Below are 22,050 nucleotides of genomic sequence, written 5' to 3'. Positions count from 1 at the left end.
TCGCCATTCCTTGATGCCCGCCGCTGCCGCGCCTCGTGCGCCTGTCTCCCGGCGGCCCTGGAGGAGACCGCATGACGCCCGATCTGTCCTTTCTGCCCGGCTGGATCACGCCCCTCGATACCAGCTTCGCCCTGGCCCTGCTCCTGGTGATCGCCCCCCTTGCCGGCGAAGCCGTGTTCCGGTTGCTGCGCTGGCCACGCATCGTCGGCTACACCCTGGTCGGGCTGTTTGCTTCGGCAAGCAGTTTCGACGGGGCGGGGCTTGAGTTGTCCGAGGGCTTCCAGCATGGCCTCGAGGTGGCCATGGCGGTGCTGCTTTTCGAACTGGGCAGCCGGGTCAATCTGCCCTGGTTGCGGGCCAATCCCTGGCTGGCGGCAACCAGTGTGGCCGAGGCCGGGCTCAGCTTTTTCCTGGTCTTCGGCATCGGCCATTACCTGGGCCTCGGGCCCGGCAGTTCGCTGGCCCTGGCTGCGGTCTGCATGGTCAGTTCGCCGGTGGTGGTGATGCGGGTGGCCAGCGAGATCGGGGCACGGGGGCAGGTGACGGAGCGCTTGCTGATGTTGTCGGCGCTCAACACCATCTATGCGGTGGTGGCCGTGCAGGTCATCCTGGGCCTGCTCGGGCAGGTGCATGGCAGCAATGCCCTTGAGGCCCTGCGGCCGCCCTTGTGGTTCCTGCTCAATACCCTGGTGCTGTCCATTATGCTGGCCCTGGCGGTGGGCCTTGCCCGGCGTCGGCTCGATCTGGCCAACGAGAACAGCGCGTTGCTGTTGCTGGGGCTGATCTTCCTGGCCCTGGTGCTGGTCCGCCTGTCCGGGGCCTCGCCAATCCTGGTGCCGCTGCTGGCCGGCATGCTGCTACGCAGCCGGGACCCGCGCCCCTGCTTGTGGCCGCGCCACTTTGGCACTGCGGGTGGGGCGTTGGTGGTGCTCCTGTTTGTGGCCAACGGCATGGCGGCGGACTGGCGCTTGATCGTCGGTGGCGGCCTGGCGGGGGTGGCCTTGCTGCTGTTGCGGGCCTTTGCCAAGGTTGCCGGTACGGTGTTGTTCGGCCGTCGCTCCGGCCTGTCCACGGCCCAGGCGACAGCCCTGGGAGTGGCCCTGCTGCCCATGTCGGGGACGGCCTTCCTGCTTACCGCCAGCCTTTACTCGGCCTTCCCTGCGATGGGGATGAAAGTGGCCGCGGCGCTGGCCGGCGCGGCGATGGTGATGGAGATACTCGGTCCGATCGCGACCCAGTGGGCCTTGAGCCATTGCGGCGAGACCCCGGAAGGAAAGGAGGCCGCCAGTGGCGCTTGAATCCTTTGCCCACTCGCGTTGCCTGACCCTGGGCATCGAGCTGGAGCTGCAATTGGTCAGCACCCATGATTTCGATCTGGTCGGCTCTGCCCCGGACCTGTTGCGGGTATTGCACCAGCAGGGTTTTGTCGGTGACGTGAAGCCTGAGATCACCAAGAGCATGATCGAGATCGCCACCGGCATCTGCAATGGTCATGCCGATGCTCTGTCCCAGCTTACTGCCCTGCGTGACGGCTTGCTGGAAGGGGCGCGGCGGCTCGACATAGGCATCTGCGGCGGTGGCGCCCATGCCTTCCAGCACTGGGGCGAGCGGCGGATTTCGGACGGGGCCCGCTATCAGCACCTGAGTGACCTGTATGGCTATCTGGCCAAGCAGTTCACGGTGTTCGGGCAGCACGTGCATATCGGTTGCCCCGGCTCCGACGAGGCGCTGCTGCTGCTTCACGGTTTGTCCCGCTATATCCCGCACCTGATTGCCCTGTCGGCCTCTTCGCCGTTTGTCCAGGGCAATGACACAGGCTTCGACTCCGCCCGGCTCAACTCCATCTTTGCCTTTCCCCTGTCCGGCAGGGCGCCCTTTGTTCTCAACTGGGAAGATTTCAAGCAGTACTTTGCGAAGATGGCGCGGACCGGGGTGGTGGAGAGCATGAAGGACTTCTACTGGGACATCCGTCCCAAGCCCGAGTACGGCACCATCGAGGTGAGGGTGCTGGACACGCCGCTCACGGTGGAGCGGGCCGCCGCCCTGGCCGCGCTGATCCAGGCCCTGGCCCGCTGGCTGATCGTGGAAAAGCCTTTTCGTCCCACCGAGGACGATTACCTGGTGTATGCCTTCAACCGCTTCCAGGCCTGCCGTTTTGGCTATGGCGGCGTCTGGGTCGACCCGTCCTCCGGCGAGCGGGGCATGCTCGGCGACGAGATCGTGCGCCTGATCGGCCGGATCGGCCATCATGCGGCCGAGCTGGGAACTGATGCGATCTGTGCGCGTCTGGCCGACGATGCGGGGGGGCGCCGCAACGATGCCCAGTGGCTGCGGAACAAGCAGGCCGCCGATCCCCTGTTGCCCGAACTGGTGCGGCAGCAATGCCTGCGCTGGGCGGAGCCATGAGCCATGAGTCAGGATGGCTCTCGTCCGCTGCGCATCGGCCTGTCGGCCCGCCTCATGCATGATCCACCAGCGGAGCTGAACTTTCCGGGCAAGACCTTGCAATATATCGAGCAGTCGATCGCTCACTGGGTGATGGCCCACGGTGCCCTGGCCTTCATGGTGCCCACCATCGAAACCGGCGGAGGCGTGGATCGGCGGGCGATCTCACTGCGCGAGTACGCGGTGGAACTCGATGCCCTGGTCTTGCAGGGCGGCGCCGACATGGCACCGGAGTCCTACGGGATGGCGCCGACCAGCCCCTTGTGGCCGGGGGATCGCATCCGCGATCGGTACGAGATCGAGCTGTTCTGGGAGTTTGTGTTCCAGGGCAAACCGGTGCTGGGTATCTGCCGGGGCTGCCAGCTGATCAATGTGGCATTGGGCGGAAGTCTTTACCAGGACATCGCCAGCGCCTGTCCCGAGGCGGCCCGCCATGTGGAGCCCGCCCTCTACGACCGGCATGTCCATGAGGTTGCGGTGGTGCCCGGCACCCGGCTGGCCGAGTTGTATGCGGGGCGGTCGGAGGGGCAGGTGATCAGCATCCATCACCAGGCCATCGACCGGCTGGGCAACGACCTGGAGGTGGAGGCGAGGGCTGCTGACGGCATCGTTGAGGCGATCCGCTGGAAGGGTGCCGGCTATGTGGCCGGTTTCCAGTGGCATCCTGAGTTTCATGGCGGCGGTGCCGACCTGCTCGACAGCGCGCCTATCATGCTGGATTTTCTGGCTGCGGCACGCCGGGCGCGGAAGCACCCAGGCGGGACCCTCTAGGTGGGGATCCCGGGTGGCTGTTTCAGGTGGCTGCTTCGGGCTCCACCTCTGAATTCAGTTTGTTCAACTGACTGGTCAGGAAGTCGTTGTAGCCTCGTTGAACCAGATCCCAGGTGCTCTGGATGCCGCTGGCAATATCGCCGTCCAGGACCTTGAGCCCCTGGAGGATGTCCTTGGCTTCGTTGAAGCCTTGTTCAAAGCCCGAACGGATGACATCGACGAAGTTGTTGAGCGTCTGTGCCTGGTCTTCCCCCTGGTGCTGGGCCGCATAGGCAGCGTAGAACCCTGTGGAAATGCTGAGGATGCGGTCTGCCGTGGCCTGGGCAGAATTGTCCTGGTTGGCGGCCGCTGTTTCGAGGGCGTTGTCGCCGAACTCTGGTGCCAGCAATTCGTTGATGCGGCTGATGGCCGACTTGAAGAGCAGGGTCTGGGATTCGTCCCCGGCCTTGATCGACACTTCGGCCGAGGCCTGGAGAATCTGTGACGCGGAACTCTGGCGTACCGCCTTCTCGACGCCGGCCGCCGTCAGTGCCGGGCTTTCCCGTGTTCTGGTGGCATTGCCCGTGGTTTGTGCGTTGGCGAGGACCGAGGTGCTCAAGGCATCGATTGCCATGATGGTTGGCTCCCTTTTCTGTCAGGGATGAGTCCCTGTTCAGCACCAGTATAGGAGGCGACCCGGATCTTTGCCGGCCGGGAATGCCGGCGGCGTGCAATACGGCATGGTGGGCGGCATGCTCGGCTCAAAGGCCGGCGCGCTTGCGTACGGCGTCCACGTAGGCGCGGGCGTCCAGCGGGGCCTTGTCGCGCTGGGCCTGCCAGATGGTCTCGCCCAGGCATTCGAGCACATCGTGGAGCGCCGCGTGGCGGTCACCGTGGCGGGCCTGGCATTGCTCGAAGGCCTCGCGGATGCCGGGCGGCTGGTTGATCGACAGCTGCTCCTCGATGGCCAGGTGCAGGGACAGGTGCAGGAAGGGATTGACCTGCCCGTCTTCGGGGCTGAAGTCCTTGTACACCGCGTCCGGGTCTTCCAGCAGGGGCTGGTATTCCGGGTGATGGGCCACCAGGTCGGCGGCGATGATCTCGAGCTGAGTCAGGACTTCGCGGTTCTTGTGCTTGGCCCAGGAGGCCACGAAGAACTGGCGGGCCTGGTCGCGGGAGGGGTCGAACATGGGGTCGGGTTTCCTTATTCCGTCTTGTCGCGGTAGAGGCACAGGTCGCGGATGAGGCATTCGCCGCACTTGGGCTTGCGGGCGATGCACACGTAGCGGCCGTGGAGGATCAGCCAGTGATGGGCGTCACGCATGAATTCCTTGGGGATGCGGCGCACCAGGCGCTTCTCCACCTCCAGCACATCCTTGCCGGGGGCCAGCCCGGTGCGGTTGGCGAGGCGGAAGATGTGGGTGTCCACGGCCATGGTGGGCTCGCCGAAAATGGTGTTGAGCACCACGTTGGCGGTCTTGCGGCCGACGCCGGGCAGGGCCTCGAGGGCCTCGCGGTCGTTGGGCACCTCGCCACCATGCAGCTCCAGCAACTGGCGCGACAGGGCCAGGGTGTTCTTTGCCTTGTTGCGGAACAGGCCGATGGTCTTGATCTGTTCGGAGATGCCTTCCTCACCCAGATCCACCATGGCTTCCGGGCTGGGGGCGAGGGCGAAGAGCTTGCGGGTGGCGATGTTGACGCCCTTGTCGGTGGCCTGGGCGGACAGCACCACGGCCACCAGCAACTGGTAGGGCGAGCCGTATTCCAGCTCGGTGGTAGGGGTTGGGTTGGCGTCCCGCAGACGGCGGAAGGCTTCGGCCACGCTGGCCAGGCGCATGTCGGCCATCAGGCGGGCTCGGCGGCGTCGTTGGCCGCGGTGTCGGCCGGAGTGGCCGGAGGCGGCGGCTGCAGGCGGGCGCGGGCCTGCTTGCGGGCCTCCAGCCAGTTGCGGCCGGCGATCAGGAAACCGAGGGCGATGAAGGCGCCGGGGGGCAGCACGGCCACCAGGAAACCGGGATAGTCGTCGCCGAACAGCACGATGCCCTGCGCCGACGGGAAGATCATCTCGATGCCCGAGAACAGGGTGCCGCTGCCGACCACTTCGCGAATGGCGCCGAGCACCGCCAGCACCAGGGTCAGGCCGATGCCCATGGCGATGCCGTCGATGGTCGAGCCGATGGGCTCGTTCTTGGCGGCAAAGGCCTCGACCCGGGCCAGCACGATGCAGTTGGTGACGATCAGGGGAATGAAGATCCCCAGCACCAGGTAGAGCTCGTGCAGCCAGGCATTGAAGGACAGGTCCACTACCGTGACCAGCGCGGCGATGATCAGGATGAACACCGGGATGCGGATCTCGTAGGGGATGAAGTTGCGCAGCGCGGCGATGGTCAGGTTGGAGAGGGCCATCACCAGGATGGTGGCCAGGCCCAGGCTGACCGCGTTCACCACGTTGGTGCTGATGGCCAGGATGGGGCACAGGCCGAGGATCTGCACGATCCCGGTGTTCTGCTTCCAGATGCCGTTCCAGGCAATCTCGCGACAGGTTTTCAGATCCATGGCAGGGCTCCGGTCAGAAGGTGTCGCCGGGGCGGGCGGCGAACAGGCGGTCCTGGTGGTCGGCGGCAAAGCGGGCGGCCCGCGCCACGGCATTGGTCACCGCGCGGGCGCTGATGGTGGCGCCGGTGTGATAGCTGATCCGGCCGCCGTCCTTCTTCACCTTGCAGTCCGGGATGTCGGCGGCCTTGAGGTCGGCGAACTGGGTGATCCAGGGGCTGCGTTTGTCCTTGTCCTTGCGCGGGTCGATGTAGTCGCCGAGGCCCGGTGTTTCCCGGTGGCTGACGGCCCGCACGCCGGACACCGCGCCGTCGGCCGCGACTGCGATGATCAGCTCGATGCGGCCGCTGTAGCCGTCGGGGGCGGTGGCCTCGATGAGCAGGGCGGCCGGCTGGCCGGCCTTGCGGGCGCGGTAGATGCGCCCGCCTTCGTCAAGACCCAGTTCACGGGTCGGGCCGAGGCTGACGTAGTCGTCCAGCAGGGCGTTGTCGTAGCGGCCGGCGGGCAGCACCTCGGAGACCAGCTTCATCTTCTCTTCGGTTGCCGAGGCGGCGATCTGCTCACGGGTGGCCTCGTGGGTGAAGGCCATCATCGCGGTGAACACGACGGTGAAGGCCACCATGACCACGCCGGTGCGGGCGGACAGGCCGAGGGCTGTGGGTTCGCTCATCGCCTGTTCAGTCCTTCTTGTGGCCGAAGACCGGTGCCTGGGTCTTCATGTCGATCAGGGGCACGCAGATGTTCATCAGCAGGGTGGCGAAGGCGATGCCGTCGGGATAGGCGCCGAAGACCCGGATCACGTAGGTGAAGATGGCCGCACCGGCCGCGAACAGCAGCTTGCCGCGGGCGGTGGTGGCCCCGGAGACGGGGTCGGTGAGGATGAAGAAGGCGCCAAGCATGGTGCCGCCCGAGGCCAGGTGGAACAGGGGCGAGGCGAAACCCTCGGGCTTGAGCGCCCACAGCAGGCCTGCGGCGGCGAACAGGGCCGCGCAGAAGGCGACCGGAATGTGCCAGGTGATGATGCGCCGCTGCAGTAGCCACAGGCCGCCGACCAGGTAGCCGAGGGCGACCCATTCGCCGCCATGGCCGCCGATCAGGCCGAAGGCCGGGCCGTCCATCAGTTGCGCGGCACGCAGGCCATGCAGGGTCGAGGCGGGGTCGGCGGCACTGCGCAGGGCCGTGCGGAGAGCGTCGAGCGGCGTGGCGCCGGTGATCGCATCGATTTGGCGGGCGCCGCCGAAGATGAGGTCGAGCTGGGTCCGGGCATCGAGCTGGCCGGCCGCCGGCCACTGGGACATGAGCGCCGGGTAGGCGACGATCATCAGGCAGAAAGCCGCCATGGCCGGGTTGAACGGGTTCTGGCCGAGTCCGCCGTAGAGCTGCTTGACGATCACGATGGCCAGCAAGGTGCCCGTGACGGTGAGCCACCAGGGGGCGATGGGCGGGAAGGTCAGGGCGATCAGCCAGGCGGTGACGATGGCCGACAGGTCGCCCAGGAACAGCGCCACGGGCTTGCCGCGGACGGCCAGCACGGCGGCCTCGCCGACCAGGGCTGCGGCCGTGGCGAGGGCGATCTGCACCAGGATGCCGGGGCCGAAGAACCAGGCGTAGGCGGCAATGCCGGGTACGAGGGCGAGCAGCACCTGGAGCATGACGCTCTGGACGCTGGCCGGCTTGCGGACGAAGGGGGAGTTGATCATGGGCTGGAGGAATCAGGCCCCGCTGGAGGGGGGGCCATCAGGGGGCGCATCCGTCGGGTTTGTGGCGGAAACCTGGCGGCGTGCCTCGATGGCGGCAATCTCGGCCTGCACGGCCGGGTTGGCCGCGTCGGTGTTCTTGGGCTGTATCTGAGCCTTTTGCTGGCGGGCCTTTTCCATGGCGGCTTCGATCAGGGCACGCTTGGCGTCGTCGCCGGAGGGCTTGGCCGGCGCCGTGCTGCTGCTCGCGGCCGCAGCGCTGCCATCGGCACCGACCTTCTCGCGGGTGGCAGCGGCCTTGGCGGCGAGCTTCTCGGCCTTCTCCTGCTTTTCCCGCTCCTGACGGAAGTTCTTGAACTCGAAGCGGTCGCGGGCGGTGTCGGCCGCCTCCTTCTCCCGCTCCCGGGCCCAGATCTCGCTTTTGGAGAAGCGGAAGTAGTCCACCAGGGGAATGTGGGAGGGGCACACGAAGCTGCAGCAGCCGCATTCGATGCAGTCGAAGAGGTGGTATTCCTGGGCCTTGCCGAAATTCTTGGCGCGGGAGTGCCAGTACATCTCGAAGGGCGCCAGGTCTGCCGGGCAGGCCTTGGCGCATTCGCCGCAGCGGATGCAGGGCATCTCGGGCGGCGGCGGCGGGAAGAGGGCGGGGCTGCCGACCAGGATGCAGTTGGTGGCCTTGACCACGGGCACGTCGAAGGCTGGCATGCGGGCGCCCATCATCGGGCCGCCCATGATGTAGCGGTCGGTGCCGGCGCGGGCGCCGGCCAGGCGCACGACGTGATCCATCGGGGTGCCGATCAACACTTCGTAGTTGCGTGGAGCGTCCACGTTGCCCGCGACCGTGACGATGCGCGAGATCAGGGGCCGGCCTCGCTCCAGTGCTTCGAAGATGCTGTAGGCGGTGCCCACGTTGAAGCACTGCACGCCGAAGTCGGTGGAGCGGCGCCCGTGGGGCACTTCGATGCCGGTGAGCACACGGATCAGTTGCTTGGCGCCGCCGGCCGGGTAGCGGGTGGGGATGGCCACCGCCTCGATGCCGGTCTCGCCACTCGCGGCGATGGCGGATTGCACGGCCGCGATGGCCTGCGGCTTGTTGTCCTCAATGCCGATCAGGACTTCGCGGGCCTGCAGCATGTGGCGCATGGCGATGATGCCCTTGAGCATGTCGCCGGCGCGCTCGCGCATCAGCATGTCGTCACAGGTGATGAAGGGCTCGCACTCGGCGCCATTGATCACCAGGGTCTGCAGGCTGCCTTCCTTGCCGGGCTTGAGCTTGAGGTGGCTGGGGAAGACGGCACCGCCCAGGCCCACGATGCCGGCGTCGCGCAGGAAGTCGCGCAGTTCGTCAGGGGGCGTGCTGCGGAAGTTGACCCGGTCCAGCTCGCCCCAGCGGTCTTCTCCGTCCGGTTCGATGACCACTGATAGGGTGGTCAGGCCGGAGGTGTGGGGCATGACAGCCGGCACGATGTCGCGCACCAGGCCGGAGGTGGAGGCGTGTACGGCGGACGACAGCGATCCGTCAGCTCCGCCGATGCGCTGCCCTTTGAAGACCCGCTCGCCCGGCTGGACCAGCGGCCGCGGGTGCCCGCCGACAGACTGGTGGAGCGGGATCACCAGGCGTTCCGGCAGGGGCACGGAGGCGATCGGGGCGAGGGTCGATTGATCCTTGTGGGGGGCGGGCTTGACGCCGCCATGGAAGCTGAAGAGTTTGCGCAGCATGATCGGTAGTCAGGCGGTCTGCTTGATCGCAAAGACCGGGTAGCGCCACTTCCAGGTGTCCACCGTCTCGGCGATGGGCTCCATGGAGATGCAGTCCACCGGGCAGGGGGCGAGGCATAGCTCGCAGCCGGTGCAGTCGGCGGCGATGATGGTGTGCATCTGCTTGGCAGCGCCGACGATGGCGTCCACCGGGCAGGCCTGGATGCACAGGGTGCAGCCGATGCAGGTCGCCTCGTCGATGACGGCGACAGACTTGGGCTTCTCGACGCCGTGCTCCTCGGAGAGGGGCTTGAACTCGCGGCCGAGCAGGTCGGCCAGCTTGCGGATGCCCTCCTCGCCGCCGGGGGGGCACTGGTTGATCTCCGCCTCGCCGCCGGCGATGGCCGTGGCGTAGGGGCGGCAGCCCGGGAAGCCGCACTGGCCGCACTGGGTCTGCGGCAGGATGGCGTCGATCTGGTCCACCAGCGGGTCGCCCTCGACCTTGAACTTGATTGAGGCGAAGCCCAGCACCGCCCCGAGGACGAGGGCGATGCCGGTCATGATGAGGATGGCGGTGAGCATGGGGCTGCGTCAGTGGTACTTGTCGAGGCCAGCGAAGCCCATGAAGGCGAGGCTCATCAGGCCGGCGGTGACCATGGCGATGGCGGTGCCCTTGAAGGGCTGCGGAACGTCGGCACCATCCAGGCGCTCGCGGATGCCGGCGAACAGCACCAGCACCAGGGAGAATCCCACCGAGCTGCCGAAGCCGAAGAGCAGGGATTCAAGCAGGTCGTGGTGCAGGGCCACGTTGAGCAGCGGTACGCCCAGCACCGCACAGTTGGTGGTGATGAGGGGCAGGTAGATGCCCAGCACCTGGTGCAGGACGGGACTGGTCTTCTGGATGACCAGCTCGGTGACCTGCACGATGGCGGCAATGATGACGATGAAGGCCAGGGTGCGCAGGTAGTCCACGCCGGCCGGCATCAGCACGTAGTGATCCACCAGGTAGCTGGTGCCGCAGCCGAGGGTGAGCACGAAAGTGGTGGCCGCCCCCATGCCGACGGCGGTGTCGAGCTTCTTCGAGACCCCCATGAAGGGGCACAGCCCGAGGATGCGGACCAGGACGACGTTGTTCACCAGAACGGCGCCGAGGATCACGAAAAGGTAGCTTGTCATGCTTGCCGTGCGGGGAGGGCCAGGGCGGGATTATCTCGCGCCGGCTGGAAGGGGCTCAAGCCTGTCGTGAGTGGGGTCATCCACGCCATCAGGCAAAGTCGCGGGTTTCGGCGACGGCCTCGCGGACCAGGGCCGGCCCGCGGTAGATCAGGCCGCTGTACACCTGCACCAGTCGGGCGCCGGCCTCCAGTTTGGCACGGGCCTGGCGACCATCGAACACACCGCCGGCAGCGATGATCGGCAACTCGTTCTGCAGTGCCTTGGCCAGGGCGGCGACCACCGCGGTGGACGCTTCGAAGAGCGGGGCGCCGGAGAGGCCGCCCTGCTGATCGCCGAAGGGCACGCCCTGGACCTTGTCGCGGGCCAGGGTGGTGTTGGTGGCGATCACGGCGTCGATACGGTGGCGGCGCAGCGCGTCGGCGATGTTGGTGATCTGGCTGTCGTCCAGGTCGGGGGCGATCTTGAGGGTGATCGGCACGTAGCGGCCGTGCTTGTCGGCAAGCTGGGCCTGGCGGGCCTTGAGCTGGCCGAGCAGGGCGTCGAGCTCGGACTCGCCCTGCAGCTGGCGCAGGTTCTTGGTGTTGGGCGAGGAGATGTTGACGGTGATGTAGCTGGCCAGCGGGTAGGCCTTGTCGAGACCGATGAGGTAGTCGTCGGCGGCCCTTTCGATGGGCGTGTCGGCGTTCTTGCCGATGTTGATGCCGAGGATGCCCTGGTACTTCATGGCCTGCACGTTGCCGATGAGGGCATCGATGCCGTGGTTGTTGAAGCCCATGCGGTTGATGATGCCCTTCACCTCAGGCAGCCGGAACATGCGCGGCTTGGGGTTGCCGGGCTGGGCGCGTGGGGTGATGGTGCCGATCTCGATGAAGCCGAAGCCCATGCGGGCCAGGCCGTCGATGGCTTCGCCGTTCTTGTCGAGGCCGGCGGCGAGACCGATGCGGTTGGGGAAGCGCAGACCCATGACTTCGACGGGGCGGGCTTCGAGAGGCTTGCCGGCAGGCAGCAGGCGCCCGGCGGCATGGAGGGCGGCCAGGGCGGTTTCGTGGGCGGTCTCCGCGTCAAGGGAGAACAGGATGGGACGAGCGATTTCGTAGAGCATCCGCCATTCTACCGCAGTGCGGAAAACTCTTGTTTTCCTGTACTTACTCGATGGCGATGCGGATCTGCAGCCCCAGGTAGCCGCTGTAGCCGGGCAGGTTGGGCAGGGCCACCAGGTTAGCGCCGACGCGGCCGAGGCTGACCGAGGCGGCGGGCAGGACGAGGATGGGGGAGGGGTAGCCGCTGGCGAGCAGACCGAAGGCCCCGAAGCGGAAGGGGCCCGCCTCGAGGGGCATCCAGCGGCCGCCGACGTAAAAGGTGTTCTTGTCGTAGCTGTTGCGGAAATAGCCGGCGCTGGCCACCCAGGGGGTGTCCTTGAACTCGCGCTCGAAGCCGAAGCCCGGGTTCACTTCCCGCCAGTCGCGGCGGTCGGGCTGGAAGTGGTGGGAGACCCCTGACAGGGTCAGCCAGTCCCGGTGAGGGGCGGACTGCAGCTCGTCGAGGCCGGGCAGGGCGTGGGCGCTCAGGCACCAGGCGAAGAGGGGCGTGAGGGCGAGCCCCCGGATCGTCTTGAACATGGAGTGGGTCAGTCGAGTTGTTGCAGGTCGGCGTCTGAAAGGGTCTGCCACTGGCCGCCGACGCGGCCCTGCAGGGGGCGGAACAAGGCCTTGTAGGCCATCTTGCGGCTGTCGCGGATCCAGTAGCCCAGGTAAAGGTAGGGGAGTTTGAGCTCCCGGCAGACCTCGATCTGCCAGAGCACCCCGAAGGTGCCCAGACCGGGGCCGCGGATGTCCGGGTCGTAGAAGGTGTAAACACTGGACAGGCCGTCGGTGAGGCAGTCGATGACGCTGACCATGCGCAGGATGCCGTTTTCGCGGAATTCGATGAGGCGGCTGTCCACGTGGCTCTGCAGCAGGAAATGGGCGTACTGCTCGCGATTGTCCTGGTCCATGCCGCCGCCGGCATGGCGGCTGGCCTGGTAGCGCTGGTAGAGCATGTAGTGCTCTTCGATGAACTCGAGGGGCAGCTCCCGCGGCTGCAGTCGGCTATGCACCGCCCAGGCCCGGCGCTGGCTCCGGGTGGGCTGGAAGCCGTCGACCGGGATGCGCACTGGCACGCAGGCGCGGCAGGTGTCGCAATAGGGGCGGTAGGTGAAGATGCCGCTGCGCCGGAAGCCGGTGCGGACCAGCTCGCTGTACAGCGGGGTGTCGATCAGGTGACTGGGGGTGGCGACCTGGGAGCGGGCCTGGCGGTCCGGCAGGTAGGAGCACGCGTAGGGGGCGGTGGCGTAGAACTGCAGCAGGGAGTAGGGGTAGTCCTTGAGCATGTCGCGCTACGTCCAGGGGGTGTTCGCTCCGTCGGTCGGCCAGCGCTCCGGGGGCGCGTGCTGGCCGGTCAGTGTGTCCAGCAGCCTCGAAAAGGCTTCGCGGGGAATCTCCCTGCCTCCCAGGGAAGCCAGATGCTGCGTGGTCATTTGACAATCTAGCACGCGGAAATTCCGTTGCTCAAGGAAGCGCGTCAGGTGGGCGAAGGCGATCTTGGATGCGTCGGTGCGCCGGCTGAACATGGATTCACCGAAAAAGGCCTGGCCGAGGGCCATGCCATAGAGGCCGCCGACCAGCTCGCCATCCATGTAGGTCTCGACGCTGTGGGCGTAGCCCAGCTGATGCATGCGGATGTAGGCCGCCTGGATGTCGGCGGTGATCCAGGTGCCAATGCCAGCGGCGCGGGGTTCTGCACAGGCGCGGATGACCGCCGGGAAGTCATGGTCGAGGCGGACTTCGTAGCGGGTGTTGCGGAGGGTCTTGCGCAGTGACCGGGTGATCCGGACCTGGTCTGGAAATACCACCATGCGGGGGTTCGGGCTCCACCACAGGATGGGTTCGCCTTCGTTGAACCAAGGGAATATGCCGCGCCGATAGGCGGCGAGAAGCCATTCGGGGTTCAGCGTTCCCCCCGCCGCGAGCAGCCCGTTGGGCTCACGCAGGGCGCGGGTGACCGGGGGGAAGGCAGGGGTGTCGCCGAGCCAGGGAATCATGCTTGGCGTGCGAGGGCGTGTGCGGGGTGGCCGTCAGCGTGCGGGATGGCGGCCGTGACGTCAGTTGGTCTGGGGTGGGCGGGGCTGTGCGCCAGGGAAGGGGGCATTGGGAAAGGAGCCGCCCTGGAAGGCATTGCCGGGAAAGGATGAGCTCGGGAACTGGGTGCCGGGCAGCACGCGCCGGGCACCGTCGTAGCGGGCAGCCCAATAGCTCAGGCGCATGTCTTCGACGCGAACCACACCGCCCGTGGAGGGGGCATGCACGAACTGGTTGTCGCCGAGGTAGATCCCCACGTGGGAGAAGGCGCGTCGCATGGTGTTGAAGAACACCAGGTCGCCCGGCTTGAGCTCGGCGATGCTGACTTTCTCGCCCATCTGGGACATTTCGCTGGCGGTGCGGGGCATGCCGAAACCGAGGGCGTCGGCGAAAACCTTGCCGACGAAGCCGCTGCAGTCGAAGCCGGTAAGCGGGCTGGTGCCACCGAGGCGATAGGGTACGCCGAGCAGGTTGAGGCTACGGTCCACCAGTGAACGGACGGATTCCGTGTAGCGTTCGAACATGGACGGCTGGGGAGTAGGCTCTTCCCCCCGAAACTGGGGGAGCTCCGCTGCGAATGCCGCGCCGGAGCACGCGATCGCTACAAAAAAGCCGAGTATCGTCTTCTTGATAGGCATCCCGCCAATATATACGGCACCGAAACGGGTGTAAAGAATTTCGACAACATAATCAATGCTGTTCTGCAGCATGTGAGTTCTTCCACGGACGGCACTTCAGGTGGTCGCTAGGATGCAACTGCACTGGTCGCGAGTGAAGAGGTCGGGAAGGCCGCGCGGGAGACGGATTGAACCGGTCAGTACGTCTCCGGGAAAGGGCCCTTCGGCTTTCTGCGACGGAACGCTCGTGCCAGTCGCACCAATTCCTGCTCCTCCCTGCGCGGCGTTCAGCCGAACAGGTTGAGGATGCCGTCCAGGCCGCTGTAGTTGAGCGCGTAGCTGGCTTTTTCGCGCACCACCGGTTTGGCGTGGTAGGCGATGCCGACGCCGGCTTCGGTCAGCATGGGTAGATCGTTGGCGCCGTCGCCGGCAGCGATCACGGTTTCGGGGGCGAAGCCGTGGTGTTTGCGTACCACCTGCAGGGTGTGGCGCTTGGCCTCGCCGTCGATGACATCACCCTTGACCTTGCCGGTCAGCCTGCCTGCCCGGACTTCGAGCTGATTGGCGACGGCGTAATCGAAGCCCAGCTGCTTTTGTAGCCGGTCGGTGAAGTAGGTGAAGCCCCCCGATACCAGCACCGTGACGATGCCGGCTCGTTTGAGACCGTCGATCAGCCTTTCCGCGCCCGGGGTGAGTTGAAGCCGCTCGTTGAAGACTCTTGCGAGCGCATTCTCCGGGAGCCCTTCAAGCAGGGCGACGCGACGCGTCAGGGATTCCCGGAAGTCGAGTTCCCCCCGCATGGCTGCTTCGGTGATGGCCGCGACTTCGGTCTTGAGACCCTGCATGTCGGCAATTTCGTCGATGCACTCGATGGTGATGAGGGTCGAGTCCATGTCGGTGACGAAGAGCCGGAAGTCCTTCAGGCGGCGGTTCTCCGGGACGAAGGCAAAATCCAGCTGGTGTTCGTCGCAGTAGGCAGCCAGCCCCTCGTGGGGCTGGGCGCCGAGCAGCCGGAAGGCATTGGGGCCAATCCGGCCGAGGCCTCCGGAGCCACTGAGTGCGGCCAGATCCTTCAGGGCGCGGGTTTCGACCTTGGGGCCCTGGACTACCAGATTCATCAGGCAGCGCTCCGCTTTGGCAGGATGTCGCGCAGGATGTCGCGGGTGCCGCGGATCATGGTCTCGGTGGTGCTCCAGTCCACGCAGGCGTCGGTCACCGAGCAGCCGTAGCGGAGCTGGGAGAGATCGGCGGGGATGGGCTGGTTGCCGGCTTCGATGTGGCTTTCGATCATCAGGCCGACGATGGACTGGTTGCCCTCGCGGATCTGGTGGGCCACGTCGCGCATCACCAGGGGCTGGTAGTCCGGGTTCTTCCAGGAGTTGGCGTGGGAGCAGTCGATCACGATGTTGGCGGGGAGCTTGGCCTTTTCAAGGGCCTTCTCGGCCAGGGAGACCGACACCGTGTCGTAGTTGGGGCGGCCGCCGCCGCCGCGCAGCACCACGTGGCCATAGCCGTTGCCGCGGGTGCGGATGACGGAGGACTGGCCCTGGCCGTTGATGCCCAGAAAGCTGTGGGGGTGGGAGGCGGACAGGATGCCGTTGACGGCGGCATCGAGGGAGCCGTCGGTGCCGTTCTTGAAGCCGACCGGGGTGGACAGGCCGGAGGCCATCTCACGGTGGGTCTGGGATTCGGAGGTGCGGGCGCCGATCGCGGTCCAGGCGATCAGGTCACCGTAGTACTGGGGAGCGATGGGGTCGAGGGCTTCGGTGCCGGTGGGCAGGCCGGCCTCGTTCACGTCGCGCAGGAACTGGCGCGCCTTCTGCATGCCTTCATCGATGCGGAAGGAGTCGTCCATGTAGGGGTCGTTGATGTAGCCCTTCCAGCCGGTGGAGGTGCGCGGTTTCTCGAAGTACACGCGCATGACCAGCACCAGGGTGTCGGCGACCTCATCGGCCAGGACCTTGAGGCGACGGGCATAGTCGATGCCTGCGACCGGGTCGTGGATGGAGCAGGGGCCGACGACCACGAAGATGCGCGGGTCCTTGCGGTCGAGGATGTCCTGGAGGGTGCGGCGGCCTTCGGTGACGACCTGGGCGGCCCTGTCGGAGAGTGGCAGGGTGGCCGTGATCTCGTCCGGTGAGGGCATCCGGTCGAAGGCCGCGATATTCAGGTTTTCGGTCTTGGAGAAGGGCATGGCGGACTCGCTGGTTCAGTAGCGTAATCCGGCATTTTACCTCGAAGTGCGGGCCCAGATCGCGTGTCGCGCCAGTCCGAGCACGGAAGTCAGCTGGCAATCGACGAAGTCCGGCTGGCGCAGGCTGCGGCTGATCCAGACGGTGCGCATGCCGAGGCGCTTGGCGGTGCGCAGATTTTCGGCACTGTCCTCGACCATGATGCAGTGCCGTGGGTTGATCCGGTGGTCGCGGATCAGGTGCTGGAAGCCGGCGAGCTTGGGCTTGGGGTGGAAGCGCATGCGCTCGACAGAGTAGACATCGGCAAACAGCGGCCGGATGCCCATCTCGGCGAGGACGGCCTCGGCGTAGTGCTGCGGGCCGTTGGAGAAGATGATCTTCCTGCCCGGAAGGCGGCGCAGCAGATGGCGTACCGCGGTGTTGAAGACCACCATGCGCGACAGGTCGGGGAACTGGTGAGTGTCGTGCAGGAAGTGCGCCGGATCGGTGCCGTGGTGGCGCATCAGGCCGGTGAGGGTGGCGCCGTAGCGCTTCCAGTACTCCATGCGCAGCCGATTGGCGCTCCGCTCGTCCAGTTGCAGATGGCGCATCAGGTAGGCCGTCATGCTCCGGTTGATGTGCGGGAAGATGTGCGGACTGGCGTTATGGAGGGTGTTGTCGAGGTCGAAGAGCCAGATGGGCTGCATGGCTCAGGCCGGCTTGCGCTGGAACTGGATGACCGAGCGTCCGTCTTCCGCCACTTTCGGGGCGGCCTTCCAGGCGTGGCCGTAGACCACCTCCACGCTGGCAGGCAGGCGCCCGTCGCGGCGCAGGGCCTCGTAGGCGGCCCGCAACTGCTGCCAGTGGGATCGGCCGGTGAGGCCGCGGGGGCGGGCTTCGGCAGCGTTGTTGCAGCCGCTGTCGCGCAGGTCGCGGAACAGGTCGTCGAGGCGGGTGTAGGTGACGGTGATCATCTCCATGTCCATCACCGGGTCGGAGAAGCCGGCGCCGATCAGGGCGTCACCCAGGTCGTGCATGTCGATGAAGCGGTGCAGGTGCTCGTGCTGCGAGGGCGGCAGCGCAGCGCGAAGCTCCTTGAGGGTGTCGGGGCCGAGGGTCGAGAACATCAGCAGGCCGCCGACTTCAAGTACCCGGTGAAGCTCCTTGAGGGCTGGCAACGGATCGTGCAGCCAGTTCAGCATCAGGTTCGACCACGCCAGCGACACGCTGCCGCGGGCGAGCGGCAGGGCGGCGGCGTCGGCGCAGACGAAGTCGGGGTCGGCGGGTTTGCCAAGGCGCATCAGGCGCTTGAGCAGCCCTTGCTCGCCGCGGGCCTGGGTCAGCATGGCCGGCGCCGCGTCGATGGCGATCCGGGGTATTCCGGGGTAGCGTTCGCCGAGGGTCGGCAGGTCGGCACCCGGGCCACAGCCCAGGTCGAGGATGCGCCGGGGTTCGACGCGGATGTATTCGAGGCGCTCGCCCATGCGGCGGGAGACTTCCCGCGCCAGGGCGTCCACGGTGGCATAGCCGGCCGCAGCGCGCCCGGCCCGACGGCGCACGAGCCGCGGGTCGAGCTGGAAGTCCGGCATGCTCATCGAATGCGCCGTGCCTTAGACGGACTTGAGGCCCAGGCGGGCGAACAGCTTGTCGTCGGCGTCGGCGTCGGGGTTGTCGGTGGTGAGCAGGCGCTCGCCGTAGAAGATCGAGTTGGCGCCGGCCATGAAGCACAGGGCCTGGGTGCCGTCGCCGAGCTCCTGGCGGCCGGCGGACAGGCGCACGTAGCTCTTGGGCATGGTGATTCGGGCGGCGGCGATCACGCGCACGAAATCGAAGGGGTCGATGGCTTCGTTCTGGCCGAGGGGCGTGCCTTCGACCTGTACCAGGTTGTTGATGGGCACGGAGTCGGGCGGCGGGTTCATGTTGGCCAGCTCGGCGATCAGGGCTGCGCGGCTCTTCTTGGTCTCGCCGAGGCCGACGATGCCGCCGCAGCACACGTTGATGCCGGCATCGCGCACCTTGTCGAGGGTGTCGAGGCGGTCCTGCAGCGTGTGGGTGGTGATGATCTGGCCGTAGAACTCGGGCGAGGTGTCGATGTTGTGGTTGTAGTAGTCAAGGCCGGCGTCCTTGAGCTGCTCGGCCTGGCCATCCCGCAGCATGCCCAGGGTGACGCAGGTCTCGAGGCCCAGCTTCTTGACCTCCCGGACCATGTCGAGCACGGGGGCCAGGTCCTTCTCCTTCGGGCCGCGCCAAGCGGCGCCCATGCAGAAGCGCGATGCGCCCTTGGCCTTGGCGGCGCGGGCGTTGTCGAGCACCTCGTTCAGCGGCAGCAGGGCTTCCTTCTCGAGGCCGGTGTCGTAGCGGGACGACTGGGAACAGTAGCCACAGTCTTCCGAGCAGCCGCCGGTCTTGATGGACAGCAGGGTGGAGCGCTGGACAGCGTTGGGGTCAAAGTTCTCGCGGTGCACCTGCTGGGCGCGGAACAGGAGATCATTGAAAGGCAGGGCGAACAAGGCCTCGACTTCGGCGACGCTCCAGCGCTTGCGGGCGGGGGCGTTGGCGGTGGTGGGGTTCTCTGCCTGGGCGATGGTTGCGGTCATGGTCTTGCACCCTTGTTGTAGCTGTAATTATAAATTACGAAGCCTTTTAGTTTCCCTGAAGGGGTCCGGAGTTGTCAAATCATGCACTTGGCAGGGGCGGTATGCTGGATACCGCGCTGCGTATCCTGCTGCCACAGCAGTGTTTCGCCTGCGGCGCCGGAAGCGGCGACGGCGTGCTGTGCCGGGCCTGCCTGGAAAGCCTGCCGGGCATCGGGCTGGCGCGTTGTCCAGTGTGCGCGTTGCCGGCCTTGGAGGCGCAGACCTGCGGTGCCTGCCTGGCCCATGTGCGGCCCTATGAGGCGACCCTGGCTGCGCTCGACTATGCCTTTCCGGTGGACCGCATCGTTCAGGCCCTGAAGTACGCGCACCGGCTCGCCGTGCTTCGCCTGCTCATCGACCTGCTGGCCCGGCAGCCGGTTCCCGAGGCGGACCTCGTGGTGCCGATGCCCCTGCACGAAGCCCGCCTGCGTCAGCGGGGCTTCAATCAGGCCGCTGAGCTGGCCAGGCCGCTGGCACGACGCTGGGGCTTGCCGGTCTTGCTGGACGGGGTGGTGCGCGACCTGGATACCCGTCCCCAGGCAGGACTGCCCTGGGGCGAACGGGTGGCCAACATGCGCGGAGCGTTCAGAGTCAGGCGGCCTCTGAAGGGGCTGCGCATCGTGGTGCTTGATGATGTGATGACGACCGGGGCGACCCTGGCCGAGCTGGCGCTGAGCTTGAAGGCGGCGGGGGCTGCCCGGGTTGAGAACCGGATCGTGGCCCGTACGCCGCCGCCGGCTTGATGGAAGGCTGGCAGCCGGGCACAATCCGCGCCCATGTTCCATGTTGTCCTGCATCAGCCGGAGATCCCTCCCAATACCGGCAACATCATGCGCATGTGCGCCAATTCCGGGGCGCGCCTGCATCTCGTCCAGCCACTGGGCTTCACTCTCGAGGAAAAGCAGCTCATCCGGGCCGGCCTGGATTACCGGGACATGGCGGTGGTGACCGTGCACGCGGACTGGGCCACATGCCGCGAGGCCCTGGCAGGCCGCCGCATGTTCGCGCTGACCTCCCATGGCGGGCGGAGCTACGCGGAGGTGGCGTTTGAGGCGGGCGACGTGTTCGTCTTCGGGTCCGAGTCCTGTGGCTTGCCCGAAGCGCTGCACCAGGAGTTCGGAAGTGATCGCCGCCTGCGTATCCCGATGCAGCCGGGCAACCGCAGTCTGAATCTCTCCAATGCCGCCGCCGTGGTGGTCTACGAAGCCTGGCGTCAGCATGGCTTTGCCGGTGGCGCCTGACTCGACAAGCGCAAGCAGGCCGGGGGCTTATTCCTGTTTCGGGTCCCGCGCCAGCAGTTGTTCCACGGCATCCCGCGCCGACAGGGTGCCGGCAAGCACGCCAGCAACGGCCAGCGTGATGGGCATGTCCACCCCCAGGCGTGTTGACAGGGCAGCCACCTCACGGGCGGTGCTGACGCCTTCGGCCACGTGCCCGAGGGCCTGAAGGATGTCGGGCAGGGTCTTTCCTTCGGCCAGCATCAGGCCGACCCGGCGATTGCGGGACAGGTCGCCGGTGCAGGTGAGCACCAGGTCGCCGAGGCCGGCAAGTCCCATGAAGGTGTCCCGGCGGGCACCAAGCGCGATGCCCAGGCGGGTGATCTCGGCGAGCCCGCGGGTGATCAGGGCGGCCCGTGCGTTGAGGCCGAAGCCCATGCCGTCGGCCACGCCGGCGGCGATCGCCATGACGTTCTTGACGGCACCGCCCACTTCGGCGCCGACCAGGTCATCGTTGGCGTAGAGGCGCAGGCGGTTGTTATGGAGTGCCTGCACCCAGTGGCTGGCGAAGTCGATGTTGCCCGCCGCCAGGGTGATGGCGGCCGGCAGGCCCTGGGCCACCTCGGCGGCAAAGCTGGGGCCGCTGAGGACGCCGCAGGGCGCGTCTGGCCCCAGTTCTTCGGCGACGATCTGGTGCGGCAGCTTGGTGGTTCCGGCCTCCAGGCCCTTGCAGGCCCACAGCAGCGGGGTGTCCGGGGCGGCCAGGCGCAGCGCGCGCGCGGTGTCGCGCAGGCCCGCCAGCGGGGTGACGACCAGGTGCAGGTCGGCCTGGGCGGCTTCGGCCAGGTCGTGGGTGAAGTGCATGCCCTCCGGAAGGCGGATGCCCGGCAGGTAGCGGTGGTTCTCTCCGTCCTTGCGCAGGGCCTCGATCTCGGAGGCTTCGCGGCTCCACAGGGTGATGGCGTGGTTGCGGCTGAAGGCGATGGCCAGCGCCGTGCCCCAGGCACCTGCGCCGAAAACGGCAATACGCATGGCGTTCAGAGCCCCCAGACCTGATTGATGCGAATGAATCCGGCGGTGCCATCCCGGTGCTTGACCTTGACCCAGCCATCCGCCGGCTTGTCGGCGAGCTCGAGCACCACGTCCTTGATGGCTTCAAAGGCCAGCGGCGATGCGGCGTCGGGTTTCTGGCGGATCTCGGCCCGAGGGGCAGTGACGATCAGGGTGCGCTTTTCGGAGAGCTGGCGGCGTTCCAGCCAGAGCAGGCTTCCGGCCGGCTCGCGGACCTTGACCCAGCGGTCGATGTTCACCACGGTCTCGACCGGGGTGTGGCGCTGGATCACGAAGAGCGGCTTGCCCTGCTTGGACGGCGCGTCGTACAGGATCGCCGGTTCGGCGAGGGAGCGGAAGTCCGAAGCGCCTGCGCCTGCCGCCGCGAAGGCGAACGGCAGGGTCCACAGCGCCGCGACAAGGGAGCGGCGCAGGGTCATTACTGGATGGTCGCTTCTGCGCCGGCCTGTTCGGCGGCCTGCTGGCGGTTCTGCTGGTACAGCGCCTCGAAGTTGACCGGAGCGAGGATCACGGGCTGGAAGCCGGCGCGGGCCACGGCGTCGGAGACGGCTTCGCGGGCGTAGGGGAAGAGGATGTTGGCGCAGCCGATCATCATGATCGGCTCCAGGTCTTCCTGCGGCACGTTGCGGATCTGGAAGATGCCGGCCTGGGCCACTTCAACCAGGAACACGGTCTTGTCTTCGGGCAGCTGGGCGGTGACGGTGACGGTCAGGTTCACTTCGAACACGCCTTCATCGACCGGGTTGCCTTCGGTGCGCAGTTGCACGTTGATCTGGGGGGTTTCACGCTCCAGGAAGATCTTGGGGGCGTTCGGCACCTCCACGGACAGATCCTTGACGTAGAGCTTTTCGATGGAGAAGACGGGTTGTTGTGCGGTTTCGGACATGGTGGTTTTTCCGTGGA

27 protein-coding genes are annotated in these 22,050 nt (G+C 66.9%); 5 read left to right on the top strand and 22 right to left on the bottom strand.

Annotation, left to right across the window (positions count from 1 at the left end; translation table 11 throughout):
* The first annotated feature begins 71 nt into the window (after window positions 1–71).
* Genes HHL15_RS07740 through HHL15_RS07730 form a run of 3 tightly spaced genes read left to right on the top strand, consistent with a single transcriptional unit; the run spans window position 72 to window position 3,216 of the window.
* Window positions 72–1,298 (top strand): cation:proton antiporter, encoded by a 1,227-nt coding sequence (locus tag HHL15_RS07740; RefSeq protein WP_169145248.1) that lies wholly within the window; start codon window positions 72–74, stop codon window positions 1,296–1,298.
* The gene (locus tag HHL15_RS07735; protein WP_169145247.1) at window positions 1,288–2,406 is read left to right on the top strand and encodes a YbdK family carboxylate-amine ligase; all 1,119 of its coding nucleotides are present in this window, start codon (window positions 1,288–1,290) and stop codon (window positions 2,404–2,406) included. The genes HHL15_RS07740 and HHL15_RS07735 overlap by 11 nt, the downstream gene beginning before the upstream one ends.
* A 3-nt stretch (window positions 2,407–2,409) precedes the next feature.
* Window positions 2,410–3,216: a gamma-glutamyl-gamma-aminobutyrate hydrolase family protein gene (locus HHL15_RS07730; protein WP_169145246.1), complete on the top strand. Its 807-nt coding sequence runs from the start codon at window positions 2,410–2,412 to the stop codon at window positions 3,214–3,216.
* Window positions 3,217–3,238: 22 nt separating this feature from the next.
* Here the strand turns inward: HHL15_RS07730 and HHL15_RS07725 are convergent, their stop codons facing one another.
* From HHL15_RS07725 to bioB, 19 genes are all read right to left on the bottom strand, one after another.
* Window positions 3,239–3,829 (bottom strand): DUF5610 domain-containing protein, encoded by a 591-nt coding sequence (locus HHL15_RS07725; protein ID WP_169145245.1) that lies wholly within the window; start codon window positions 3,827–3,829, stop codon window positions 3,239–3,241.
* A 127-nt stretch (window positions 3,830–3,956) separates the two neighbouring features.
* Window positions 3,957–4,385, bottom strand: coding sequence for a DUF1841 family protein (locus HHL15_RS07720; RefSeq protein ID WP_169145244.1), 429 nt, complete (start codon window positions 4,383–4,385; stop codon window positions 3,957–3,959).
* A gap of 14 nt (window positions 4,386–4,399) precedes the next feature.
* Complete coding sequence (nth, locus tag HHL15_RS07715; RefSeq protein ID WP_169145291.1) at window positions 4,400–5,032, bottom strand: endonuclease III; 633 nt, start codon at window positions 5,030–5,032, stop codon at window positions 4,400–4,402.
* An 8-nt stretch (window positions 5,033–5,040) separates the two neighbouring features.
* Entirely contained in the window at window positions 5,041–5,751 is a 711-nt protein-coding gene (locus HHL15_RS07710) for an electron transport complex subunit E (protein ID WP_169145243.1), read from the bottom strand.
* Between the two features lie 13 nt (window positions 5,752–5,764).
* Window positions 5,765–6,418: an electron transport complex subunit RsxG gene (gene rsxG / locus HHL15_RS07705; protein ID WP_169145242.1), complete on the bottom strand. Its 654-nt coding sequence runs from the start codon at window positions 6,416–6,418 to the stop codon at window positions 5,765–5,767.
* A gap of 7 nt (window positions 6,419–6,425) precedes the next feature.
* Window positions 6,426–7,448 carry an RnfABCDGE type electron transport complex subunit D gene (locus HHL15_RS07700; protein ID WP_169145241.1) on the bottom strand — a complete coding sequence of 341 codons (1,023 nt, stop codon included), beginning with the start codon at window positions 7,446–7,448 and terminating at the stop codon, window positions 6,426–6,428.
* 12 nt (window positions 7,449–7,460) lie between these two features.
* Window positions 7,461–9,164 (bottom strand): electron transport complex subunit RsxC, encoded by a 1,704-nt coding sequence (rsxC, locus tag HHL15_RS07695; protein WP_169145240.1) that lies wholly within the window; start codon window positions 9,162–9,164, stop codon window positions 7,461–7,463.
* A 9-nt stretch (window positions 9,165–9,173) separates the two neighbouring features.
* Window positions 9,174–9,725: an electron transport complex subunit RsxB gene (rsxB, locus tag HHL15_RS07690; RefSeq protein ID WP_169145239.1), complete on the bottom strand. Its 552-nt coding sequence runs from the start codon at window positions 9,723–9,725 to the stop codon at window positions 9,174–9,176.
* Between the two features lie 9 nt (window positions 9,726–9,734).
* Window positions 9,735–10,319 carry an electron transport complex subunit RsxA gene (gene rsxA / locus HHL15_RS07685; RefSeq protein ID WP_169145238.1) on the bottom strand — a complete coding sequence of 195 codons (585 nt, stop codon included), beginning with the start codon at window positions 10,317–10,319 and terminating at the stop codon, window positions 9,735–9,737.
* 88 nt (window positions 10,320–10,407) lie between these two features.
* Window positions 10,408–11,421 (bottom strand): quinone-dependent dihydroorotate dehydrogenase, encoded by a 1,014-nt coding sequence (locus HHL15_RS07680; RefSeq protein ID WP_169145237.1) that lies wholly within the window; start codon window positions 11,419–11,421, stop codon window positions 10,408–10,410.
* 43 nt (window positions 11,422–11,464) lie between these two features.
* The gene (locus HHL15_RS07675; RefSeq protein WP_169145236.1) at window positions 11,465–11,938 is read right to left on the bottom strand and encodes a hypothetical protein; all 474 of its coding nucleotides are present in this window, start codon (window positions 11,936–11,938) and stop codon (window positions 11,465–11,467) included.
* A gap of 8 nt (window positions 11,939–11,946) precedes the next feature.
* Window positions 11,947–12,687, bottom strand: a complete 741-nt coding sequence (locus tag HHL15_RS07670; RefSeq protein WP_169145235.1) for an arginyltransferase — start codon at window positions 12,685–12,687, stop codon at window positions 11,947–11,949.
* A gap of 6 nt (window positions 12,688–12,693) precedes the next feature.
* The gene (aat, locus tag HHL15_RS07665; protein ID WP_169145234.1) at window positions 12,694–13,398 is read right to left on the bottom strand and encodes a leucyl/phenylalanyl-tRNA--protein transferase; all 705 of its coding nucleotides are present in this window, start codon (window positions 13,396–13,398) and stop codon (window positions 12,694–12,696) included.
* Between the two features lie 60 nt (window positions 13,399–13,458).
* Window positions 13,459–13,959 carry a C40 family peptidase gene (locus HHL15_RS07660; RefSeq protein ID WP_328825004.1) on the bottom strand — a complete coding sequence of 167 codons (501 nt, stop codon included), beginning with the start codon at window positions 13,957–13,959 and terminating at the stop codon, window positions 13,459–13,461.
* 380 nt (window positions 13,960–14,339) lie between these two features.
* Window positions 14,340–15,170, bottom strand: coding sequence for a phosphoserine phosphatase SerB (gene serB / locus HHL15_RS07655; RefSeq protein WP_169145233.1), 831 nt, complete (start codon window positions 15,168–15,170; stop codon window positions 14,340–14,342).
* A complete protein-coding gene (locus HHL15_RS07650; RefSeq protein ID WP_169145232.1) occupies window positions 15,170–16,246 on the bottom strand; it encodes a 3-deoxy-7-phosphoheptulonate synthase in 1,077 nt (358 codons plus the stop codon). The genes serB and HHL15_RS07650 overlap by 1 nt, the downstream gene beginning before the upstream one ends.
* 36 nt (window positions 16,247–16,282) lie before the next feature.
* The gene (locus tag HHL15_RS07645) at window positions 16,283–16,930 is read right to left on the bottom strand and encodes a pyrimidine 5'-nucleotidase (RefSeq protein WP_169145231.1); all 648 of its coding nucleotides are present in this window, start codon (window positions 16,928–16,930) and stop codon (window positions 16,283–16,285) included.
* A 3-nt stretch (window positions 16,931–16,933) separates the two neighbouring features.
* Window positions 16,934–17,818, bottom strand: a complete 885-nt coding sequence (locus HHL15_RS07640; protein WP_169145230.1) for a methyltransferase domain-containing protein — start codon at window positions 17,816–17,818, stop codon at window positions 16,934–16,936.
* Window positions 17,819–17,833: 15 nt separating this feature from the next.
* On the bottom strand, window positions 17,834–18,820 hold the full coding sequence (gene bioB / locus HHL15_RS07635; protein WP_169145229.1) for a biotin synthase BioB: 987 nt from the start codon (window positions 18,818–18,820) through the stop codon (window positions 17,834–17,836).
* Window positions 18,821–18,921: 101 nt separating this feature from the next.
* On the opposite strand from bioB, the gene HHL15_RS07630 reads away from it, so the two are divergent.
* Both HHL15_RS07630 and HHL15_RS07625 read left to right on the top strand, forming a co-directional pair.
* Window positions 18,922–19,602: a ComF family protein gene (locus tag HHL15_RS07630; RefSeq protein ID WP_169145228.1), complete on the top strand. Its 681-nt coding sequence runs from the start codon at window positions 18,922–18,924 to the stop codon at window positions 19,600–19,602.
* 33 nt (window positions 19,603–19,635) lie between these two features.
* On the top strand, window positions 19,636–20,100 hold the full coding sequence (locus tag HHL15_RS07625; protein ID WP_169145227.1) for a tRNA (cytidine(34)-2'-O)-methyltransferase: 465 nt from the start codon (window positions 19,636–19,638) through the stop codon (window positions 20,098–20,100).
* 27 nt (window positions 20,101–20,127) lie between these two features.
* Here HHL15_RS07625 and HHL15_RS07620 read toward each other — a convergent pair whose 3' ends face one another.
* Genes HHL15_RS07620 through secB form a run of 3 tightly spaced genes read right to left on the bottom strand, consistent with a single transcriptional unit; the run spans window position 20,128 to window position 22,033 of the window.
* The gene (locus HHL15_RS07620; RefSeq protein WP_169145288.1) at window positions 20,128–21,117 is read right to left on the bottom strand and encodes an NAD(P)H-dependent glycerol-3-phosphate dehydrogenase; all 990 of its coding nucleotides are present in this window, start codon (window positions 21,115–21,117) and stop codon (window positions 20,128–20,130) included.
* Complete coding sequence (locus tag HHL15_RS07615; protein ID WP_206198651.1) at window positions 21,114–21,566, bottom strand: SH3 domain-containing protein; 453 nt, start codon at window positions 21,564–21,566, stop codon at window positions 21,114–21,116. Before HHL15_RS07615 ends, HHL15_RS07620 begins: the two co-directional genes overlap by 4 nt.
* Window positions 21,566–22,033 carry a protein-export chaperone SecB gene (secB, locus tag HHL15_RS07610; RefSeq protein ID WP_169145226.1) on the bottom strand — a complete coding sequence of 156 codons (468 nt, stop codon included), beginning with the start codon at window positions 22,031–22,033 and terminating at the stop codon, window positions 21,566–21,568. Before secB ends, HHL15_RS07615 begins: the two co-directional genes overlap by 1 nt.
* Window positions 22,034–22,050: the final 17 nt, after the last annotated feature.

Source organism: Zoogloea dura (assembly GCF_012927165.1).
GTDB classification, from domain to species: Bacteria; Pseudomonadota; Gammaproteobacteria; order Burkholderiales; family Rhodocyclaceae; genus Zoogloea; species Zoogloea dura.
The sequence above is the reverse complement of the archived record's forward strand: the minus strand, read 5'-3'. Positions and strand labels throughout refer to the sequence as shown.

Coding starts and splice junctions, on each gene's coding strand:
- HHL15_RS07740 (WP_169145248.1), top strand. CDS start 72: ATGACGCCCGATCTGTCCTTTCTGCCCGGCTGGATCACGCCCCTCGAT.
- HHL15_RS07730 (WP_169145246.1), top strand. CDS start 2,410: ATGAGTCAGGATGGCTCTCGTCCGCTGCGCATCGGCCTGTCGGCCCGC.
- HHL15_RS07725 (WP_169145245.1), bottom strand. CDS start 3,829: ATGGCAATCGATGCCTTGAGCACCTCGGTCCTCGCCAACGCACAAACC.
- HHL15_RS07720 (WP_169145244.1), bottom strand. CDS start 4,385: ATGTTCGACCCCTCCCGCGACCAGGCCCGCCAGTTCTTCGTGGCCTCC.
- nth (WP_169145291.1), bottom strand. CDS start 5,032: ATGCGCCTGGCCAGCGTGGCCGAAGCCTTCCGCCGTCTGCGGGACGCC.
- HHL15_RS07710 (WP_169145243.1), bottom strand. CDS start 5,751: ATGGATCTGAAAACCTGTCGCGAGATTGCCTGGAACGGCATCTGGAAG.
- rsxG (WP_169145242.1), bottom strand. CDS start 6,418: ATGAGCGAACCCACAGCCCTCGGCCTGTCCGCCCGCACCGGCGTGGTC.
- HHL15_RS07700 (WP_169145241.1), bottom strand. CDS start 7,448: ATGATCAACTCCCCCTTCGTCCGCAAGCCGGCCAGCGTCCAGAGCGTC.
- rsxC (WP_169145240.1), bottom strand. CDS start 9,164: ATGCTGCGCAAACTCTTCAGCTTCCATGGCGGCGTCAAGCCCGCCCCC.
- rsxB (WP_169145239.1), bottom strand. CDS start 9,725: ATGCTCACCGCCATCCTCATCATGACCGGCATCGCCCTCGTCCTCGGG.
- rsxA (WP_169145238.1), bottom strand. CDS start 10,319: ATGACAAGCTACCTTTTCGTGATCCTCGGCGCCGTTCTGGTGAACAAC.
- HHL15_RS07680 (WP_169145237.1), bottom strand. CDS start 11,421: ATGCTCTACGAAATCGCTCGTCCCATCCTGTTCTCCCTTGACGCGGAG.
- HHL15_RS07675 (WP_169145236.1), bottom strand. CDS start 11,938: ATGTTCAAGACGATCCGGGGGCTCGCCCTCACGCCCCTCTTCGCCTGG.
- HHL15_RS07670 (WP_169145235.1), bottom strand. CDS start 12,687: ATGCTCAAGGACTACCCCTACTCCCTGCTGCAGTTCTACGCCACCGCC.
- aat (WP_169145234.1), bottom strand. CDS start 13,398: ATGATTCCCTGGCTCGGCGACACCCCTGCCTTCCCCCCGGTCACCCGC.
- HHL15_RS07660 (WP_328825004.1), bottom strand. CDS start 13,959: ATGTTCGAACGCTACACGGAATCCGTCCGTTCACTGGTGGACCGTAGC.
- serB (WP_169145233.1), bottom strand. CDS start 15,170: ATGAATCTGGTAGTCCAGGGCCCCAAGGTCGAAACCCGCGCCCTGAAG.
- HHL15_RS07650 (WP_169145232.1), bottom strand. CDS start 16,246: ATGCCCTTCTCCAAGACCGAAAACCTGAATATCGCGGCCTTCGACCGG.
- HHL15_RS07645 (WP_169145231.1), bottom strand. CDS start 16,930: ATGCAGCCCATCTGGCTCTTCGACCTCGACAACACCCTCCATAACGCC.
- HHL15_RS07640 (WP_169145230.1), bottom strand. CDS start 17,818: ATGAGCATGCCGGACTTCCAGCTCGACCCGCGGCTCGTGCGCCGTCGG.
- bioB (WP_169145229.1), bottom strand. CDS start 18,820: ATGACCGCAACCATCGCCCAGGCAGAGAACCCCACCACCGCCAACGCC.
- HHL15_RS07630 (WP_169145228.1), top strand. CDS start 18,922: ATGCTGGATACCGCGCTGCGTATCCTGCTGCCACAGCAGTGTTTCGCC.
- HHL15_RS07625 (WP_169145227.1), top strand. CDS start 19,636: ATGTTCCATGTTGTCCTGCATCAGCCGGAGATCCCTCCCAATACCGGC.
- HHL15_RS07615 (WP_206198651.1), bottom strand. CDS start 21,566: ATGACCCTGCGCCGCTCCCTTGTCGCGGCGCTGTGGACCCTGCCGTTC.
- secB (WP_169145226.1), bottom strand. CDS start 22,033: ATGTCCGAAACCGCACAACAACCCGTCTTCTCCATCGAAAAGCTCTAC.